Source organism: Pantoea sp. Pa-EAmG (assembly GCF_030024295.1).
GTDB lineage: Bacteria > Pseudomonadota > Gammaproteobacteria > Enterobacterales > Enterobacteriaceae > Pantoea > Pantoea dispersa.
This window is the reverse complement of record NZ_JASEWO010000221.1, coordinates 1-6263: the sequence shown is the minus strand read 5'-3', so window position 1 is coordinate 6263 and position 6263 is coordinate 1. Positions and strand designations below refer to the sequence as shown.

At 56.7% G+C, this 6263-nt stretch carries 6 protein-coding genes; 5 read left to right on the top strand and 1 reads right to left on the bottom strand.

Annotation, left to right across the window (positions count from 1 at the left end):
- The first annotated feature begins 346 nt into the window (after positions 1-346).
- The 4 genes from QMM04_RS20105 to QMM04_RS20090 all read left to right on the top strand — a co-directional run bounded on the left by QMM04_RS20105 (position 347) and on the right by QMM04_RS20090 (position 4422).
- On the top strand, positions 347-1048 hold the full coding sequence (locus tag QMM04_RS20105) for a response regulator transcription factor (protein WP_058759838.1): 702 nt from the start codon (positions 347-349) through the stop codon (positions 1046-1048).
- Between the two features lie 169 nt (positions 1049-1217).
- Positions 1218-2249, top strand: a complete 1032-nt coding sequence (gene idnD / locus QMM04_RS20100) for an L-idonate 5-dehydrogenase (protein ID WP_104188231.1) — start codon at positions 1218-1220, stop codon at positions 2247-2249.
- A 9-nt stretch (positions 2250-2258) separates the two neighbouring features.
- A complete protein-coding gene (gene idnO / locus QMM04_RS20095) occupies positions 2259-3023 on the top strand; it encodes a gluconate 5-dehydrogenase (protein WP_058776401.1) in 765 nt (254 codons plus the stop codon).
- Positions 3024-3102: 79 nt separating this feature from the next.
- Positions 3103-4422, top strand: a complete 1320-nt coding sequence (locus tag QMM04_RS20090) for a gluconate:H+ symporter (RefSeq protein ID WP_058771315.1) — start codon at positions 3103-3105, stop codon at positions 4420-4422.
- A gap of 31 nt (positions 4423-4453) precedes the next feature.
- On the opposite strand, the gene QMM04_RS20085 is transcribed toward QMM04_RS20090, so the two are convergent.
- The gene (locus tag QMM04_RS20085; RefSeq protein ID WP_127834621.1) at positions 4454-5164 is read right to left on the bottom strand and encodes a polyphenol oxidase family protein; all 711 of its coding nucleotides are present in this window, start codon (positions 5162-5164) and stop codon (positions 4454-4456) included.
- Positions 5165-5273: 109 nt separating this feature from the next.
- Here QMM04_RS20085 and QMM04_RS20080 point away from each other — a divergent pair, with 109 nt between their 5' ends.
- Positions 5274-6083, top strand: a complete 810-nt coding sequence (locus QMM04_RS20080) for a 5'-nucleotidase, lipoprotein e(P4) family (RefSeq protein ID WP_127834803.1) — start codon at positions 5274-5276, stop codon at positions 6081-6083.
- The last annotated feature ends 180 nt before the right edge of the window (positions 6084-6263 follow it).

The following is a 6263-nucleotide window of genomic DNA, read 5'->3' as shown; positions in this document are numbered from 1 at the left end:
AGATATTGCTTTTGCTTTGATTTCAAATATTTCAACGGTTTATCCATAAACTGACCTTTCACGACAATTCTTATGTGGTCCATTCGCAGAGTTACGTCAGAATTTTCGCAGTTTTTCCGGGGCCGCTAACCGCTGCTGTCCATTCATCTGGTAAAACTACCTTTTAATTAGCGTTAATAAGTTAAACGCGTAAGCAAAATTCTAATTTTTGTTAACCTGGTGACGTTTGGTTTAAACCGTTGCAAGCGATTTTCCCGGCAGCGGTCAGCGCATACTTTCAGGTCATTTTCACTGGTGTGGTTATCAGTACTGGACAAAATTGAGACTGTAATAAAGGAATAAAAGAATGGTATATGCACATAATAAACAGGTGCGTGTCGCTGTCCTTGATGATCACCCGATGGTTCGTACCGTTTTCGAGTTATGCCTGAAACACGAACCCGATATTCATCTGGTCGGGACCTGGTCTTCAAGTAATGAATTGTTTAGTCAGCTGCGCAGCACTACGGTGGATGTGCTGGTGCTGGACTTTTTGCTGGGCGAGCGGGAACTGGATGGCCTGGCCCTGGTGAAACAGCTGCGAAATCACTATCCGCAGCAAAAGATTTTGATCTCATCGTCCATGGAGAGTCCGGCGATTGTCAAAATGGTGCTGAGCGCCGGCGTTAAGGGCTTTATTGGAAAAAGCCACAATATGCAGGAGATCGTCCAGGCGATTCGTCAGGTGGCGCAGGGGCGGCTATTTTTGTCGCAGGAAGTGGCGTACGAGGTGGAAAACCTCTACGTGATGAATGAAGACGCCATCAACGAAAACCTCGATCTCTCCAGCAAAGGCAATATGTATGAGAAGGTCAAAACCCTCAGCCCGCGCGAAGTAGAAGTGGTGCGCTGTTTTCTCGATGGGCTCAGCGTGTCGCAAATCGCCGTGAAGTTTAAGCGCAGCCGTAAAACCGTGAGCGGACAAAAGCAGTCGGCGCTGAAAAAGCTCGGCCTGCGCTCGGATTCGGAATTGTTCAAATACAGCCACGACCTGATGTCGGGCAGCTAATCTTTCTTTAAGGCGGTCAGGGATGGCCGCCGTCTGCTTTTCCGCCTCTCTGCATCACGTTCCCGGTAACAGCCGTTTTGTAACATCGCTTTGAGTGATGTTCGTCACAGTTTCGCCGGCCGTATCCCGCTGTGATAGCCCCCATTGCTACAGCACTGAAGGGGCTACGATGAACATTGAAACGAAATCCTGCGTCATTACCGGCAAAAAACAGGTCAGCGTCGCACAGCAGCAGGTGCAGTGGGACGGCACCGGCACGCTGGTGCGCATCACGCGCGGCGGCATCTGCGGGTCCGATCTGCACTACTATCAGGAAGGTAAAGTCGGCAGCTTCGAAGTGAAGATGCCGATGATCCTCGGCCATGAAGTGATCGGCTACGTGGTGGAGAGCGACGATCCGCAGCTCCAGCCCAATCAAAAAGTGGCGGTCAATCCCTCAAAGCCGTGCGGCAGCTGTAAATACTGTCTGCGCGAGCAGCAAAATCAGTGCACCTCAATGCGCTTTTTCGGCAGCGCCATGTATCTGCCGCACGTGGATGGCGGCTTCACGCAATACAAAGTGGTCGATAGCGCGCAGTGCGTGCCGTTTCCGCAGGAGGCCGATGACAGCGTAATGGTGTTTGCTGAACCACTGGCCGTGTGCATCCACGCCACGCAGCAGGCGGGCGATCTGAGCGGCAAAACCGTGTTCATTTCCGGCGTCGGGCCGATTGGCTGTCTGATTGCCGCCGCTGCCAAAGCCCGCGGAGCCGCGGAGATTATTTGCAGCGATATCAGCGAACGCTCGCTCAGCCTGGCTCAGCAGATGGGCGCGACCGGCGTGATCCACGCTGCTGACGGTGATTTCACGCCTTACCTTGCAGATAAAGGCTTCTTCGATGTCGCTTTCGAGGCTTCCGGCCATCCGTCTTCGCTGCAGCGCTGTCTCGACGTGGTATGCGCCAAAGGCACGCTGGTACAGGTTGGCATGGGCGGCACGATTCCGGATTTCCCGCTGATGACGCTGATCGCCAAAGAGATCAATCTGGTCGGTTCTTTCCGTTTCACCCACGAATTCAACACGGCGGTTGACTGGCTGGCACGCGGCGTGGTCAATCCGCTGCCGCTGTTCAGCGGGGAGTATGACTTACAGGATATCGACGCGGCGCTGCAGTTTGCCGGTGATAAAACCCGGGCGGCGAAAGTCCAGTTAACGTTTTAAGGAGTCAGTATGAGTCAGCTATTTTCCCTGACGGGCAAGCGTGTGCTGCTCACCGGTTCGGCGCGCGGCATCGGTTTTCTGCTGGCGCGCGGTCTGGCGGAGGCGGGTGCGGAAGTGATCATCAACGCCACCACCGAGGGCGGCGCAGAGCAGGGCGCGGCGAAACTGCGCGAGCTGGGTTATCACGCACGGTCGAAGGCCTTTGACGTCACGCAGTCGGCGCAGGTTCAGCAGGCGGTGGAGGAGATTGAAAGCCAGTGGGGCGCGATTGATATCCTGGTGAACAATGCCGGCATTCAGCGCCGCCGGCCGTTTCTCGAGTTTCCCGAGCAGGACTGGAACGACGTGATTGCCGTCAACCAGACAGCGGTGTTTCTGGTGTCACAAACCGTGGCGAAAAGAATGGTGCAGCGTCAGCGCGGAAAAATCATCAACATCGGCTCGATGCAGAGCGAACTGGGGCGCGACACCATCACGCCGTATGCCGCCTCCAAGGGCGCGGTCACCATGCTGACGCGCGGCATGTGTGTGGAGCTGGCGCGCCACAATATTCAGGTTAACGCCATTGCGCCGGGCTATTTCGTCACCGAGATGACCCAGACGCTGGCTGACGATCCGGCCTTCACCGGCTGGCTGACCAAACGTACGCCGGCCGCACGCTGGGGCAAGCCGGAAGAGCTGATTGGCGCGGCGGTGTTCCTGGCGTCGGGCGCATCTGATTTCGTCAATGGCCACCTGTTGTTTGTTGATGGCGGTATGCGCGTCGCCGTGTAATGCCGTGGCGCGGCTGGCGTAATTGCCGGCGCGCGCCTAAACCTTAAACACCCCTCTGTCTTCCTAAGGATAATAAAAAATGCCAATAACCATAATTGTGCTGGGTGTGATACTGCTGCTGGTTCTGATGATTGTCTTCAAGGTCAACGGCTTCATTGCGTTGGTGTTTGTCTCGGCGGTGGTAGGTATCGCCGAAGGCATGACGCCGCTCAATGTGATGGCCTCGATTCAGAAAGGTATTGGTTCCACGCTCGGCGGCCTGGCGATGATCCTCGGCTTTGGTGCTATGCTCGGGCGGCTGGTGTCCGATACCGGCGCTGCCCAGCGGGTGGCCACCACGCTGATTGCCGCGTTCGGTAAACAGCGGCTGCAGTGGGCGCTGGTGGTCACCGGGCTGATCGTCGGCCTGGCGATGTTTTACGAAGTCGGCTTTGTGCTGTTGCTGCCGCTGGTGTTCACCATCGTTGCGGCGGCCGGACTGCCGCTGCTGTACGTCGGCGTGCCGATGGTGGCAGCGCTGTCGGTGACGCACTGCTTCCTGCCGCCGCATCCCGGCCCAACCGCCATTGCCACCATCTTTGGTGCCAATCTCGGCACCACGCTGCTGTACGGCTTAATCATTACCATCCCGACGGTGATCATTGCCGGCCCGATCTTCTCAAAATTCCTCAAAAGCTTCGAAAAGTCGCCGCCGGAAGGGCTGTATAACCCTAAAATTTTCACCGAAGAGGAGATGCCGGGCTTCTTTATCAGCATCTTTGCCGCAGTGATTCCGGTGGTACTGATGGCGATTGCGGCAGTCTGCGAACTGACGATGCCGAAAGAGAATGCGCTGCGCCAGTTCTTTGAATTTATCGGCAACCCGGCGGTGGCGCTGTTTATCGCCGTGGTAATTGCGGTGTTTACCCTCGGTCTGCGCAACGGGCGCAAAATGGAGCAGGTGATGGATATGTGTGGCGATTCGATCGCCGCCATCGCCATGATCGTCTTTATCATTGCCGGCGGCGGCGCCTTTAAGCAGGTGCTGGTGGATAGCGGTGTCGGTAATTACATCGCCGATCTGATGAAAGGATCATCGCTGTCACCGCTGCTGATGTGCTGGACGGTGGCGGCAATGCTGCGCATCGCGCTGGGATCGGCCACCGTCGCGGCGATCACCACCGCCGGCATCGTGACGCCGATCATTGCCGCCACCCATACCGATCCGGCGCTGATGGTGCTGGCGGTTGGTTCAGGCAGCGTGATCGCTTCGCACGTGAACGATCCGGGTTTCTGGCTGTTCAAAGGCTATTTCAACCTGAGCGTGGTTGAAACCCTGAAAACCTGGACGGTAATGGAAACGCTGATCTCCATCCTCGGCCTCGCCGGTGTGCTGGCGCTCAACGCCATCATTCACTAAGGCCCGCGCTTCACAGGGAGGTGAAGCGTGCTTACGCGCGACGGCGAATCCACGAGAAACGTGACTGATAGCCGCTGTCAAAATGGGTGTTATAGCGATAGCTCGAACCCGCCTCCGCCATGCAATAAGTACACACCGCCACGCGATCAATCTGCGCCGCCGGAATGCCGCGCTGTAACAGCAGGCTCTGCGCCAGCTGAGGCAAATCAAACCATACTCCCTGATGATGCGCCTGTGCCTGAGGTCGGATCGCCTGCGGATTATGCGGCTGTTGCTGTGACCAGCTTAGCGCCGGCAGGTCCGGGCGCTGCTGCATCTGTGCGATGCGATCAACGCCCAGTTCATAGCAGCACGGGCCGATTGCCGGACCGATCGCCACCAGCAGGGATGCCGGCGTCGCGCCACCCGCCATCAGTTGATCGAGGGCACTGCTCAGCACGCCGCCGAGCGTACCCTGCAAGCCGGCATGTACCGCCGCCACCTGATGCGTTTTCACATCGGCGAACAGCACCGGCAGACAGTCAGCGGTGTAAACCGCAACCGGCTGATGATCGTCACTGATCACCCCATCGGATTCACAACTTTTCGGCGGCCGGTTTTGTCCGGCCAGCACCACTTTTGCGCTGTGCCGCTGCTGTCCGTACGCCGCAGCGGCCGGTGCCGGCTGACCGGCAGGCTGGAAGGCATACTCCAGCCAGCGTTGACTCTCCAGCAGCGCCGAGCGCGGCCCGCGATTATCCATAAGTGTCTCCTGTGACCTGTCCCCGGTTTTCCTCTGCCCACAGCTTACGTTAACTGCTACATTTTTAAAGCTTTACAAAAACTGACCATAATCACTTAAGGACGACATGATGAAAAACACCTCCTGGCTAACCGCGGCAGGCCTGATTGCCCTGACGCTCACCGGCTGTGCCCAACCGCAAAAACAGCAGGCTCAGCAGCAACTTGGTCAGCAGTCGGTGCTGGCAGTCAACTGGTTTCAGCAGTCTGGCGAGTATCAGGCGCTGAGCTGGCAGGCGTTCAACACGGCACGCATGGCGTTTGATAACGCTCCTTCGCTCACCGGCAAACCCAAAGCGGTGATTGTTGATCTGGATGAAACCATGATCGATAACAGTGCCTACAGCGCGTGGCAGGCAAAAAACGGCCAGCCGTTCTCCGGTAAAACCTGGTCAGCGTGGACGCAGGCGCGCCAGGCGACCGCAGTGCCCGGTGCCGTCGAATTTGCCAACTACGTGAATAGCCACGGCGGCACCATGTTCTACGTCTCGAACCGCGATCAGAAAGACTACGCGGCCACGGTCGATAACCTCAACAAGCTGGGCTTCAGCGGCGTAAGCGACAAAACTGTGCGTCTCAGTACCGGCAACTCCAACAAACAGGCGCGTTTCGACGCAATTAAAAATGCCGGCTACAACGTGGTGCTGTATATCGGCGATAACCTGAATGACTTCGGCGGCGCCACCTGGCATCAGGGCAACGCGCAGCGCCAGCAGTTTGTCACGCTCAACCATCAGCGTTTTGGCACCCAGTTCATTGTGCTGCCCAATCCACTGTACGGCGACTGGGAGAGCGGCATGGCTGAAAACTACAATAAGTTAACCCCGGAACAGCAGCTGCAGGTGCGTGAATCCCGCATGAAAGCCTGGAACGGTAAATAATTCGTCAAGCGAAATAGCGCCTGCCCTGGCGGGCGCTTATTACAGGCGGTCAGCGCCAGTGATATTTACGTTTCTTTGTAATTATTATTCTGCTTATCATTTTCCCGATCTCTTACTTAATCTTTCCGCCGCCTTCAGTGAAATATCACCGCAAATAACGTTAAAACCAGCTGATAACAC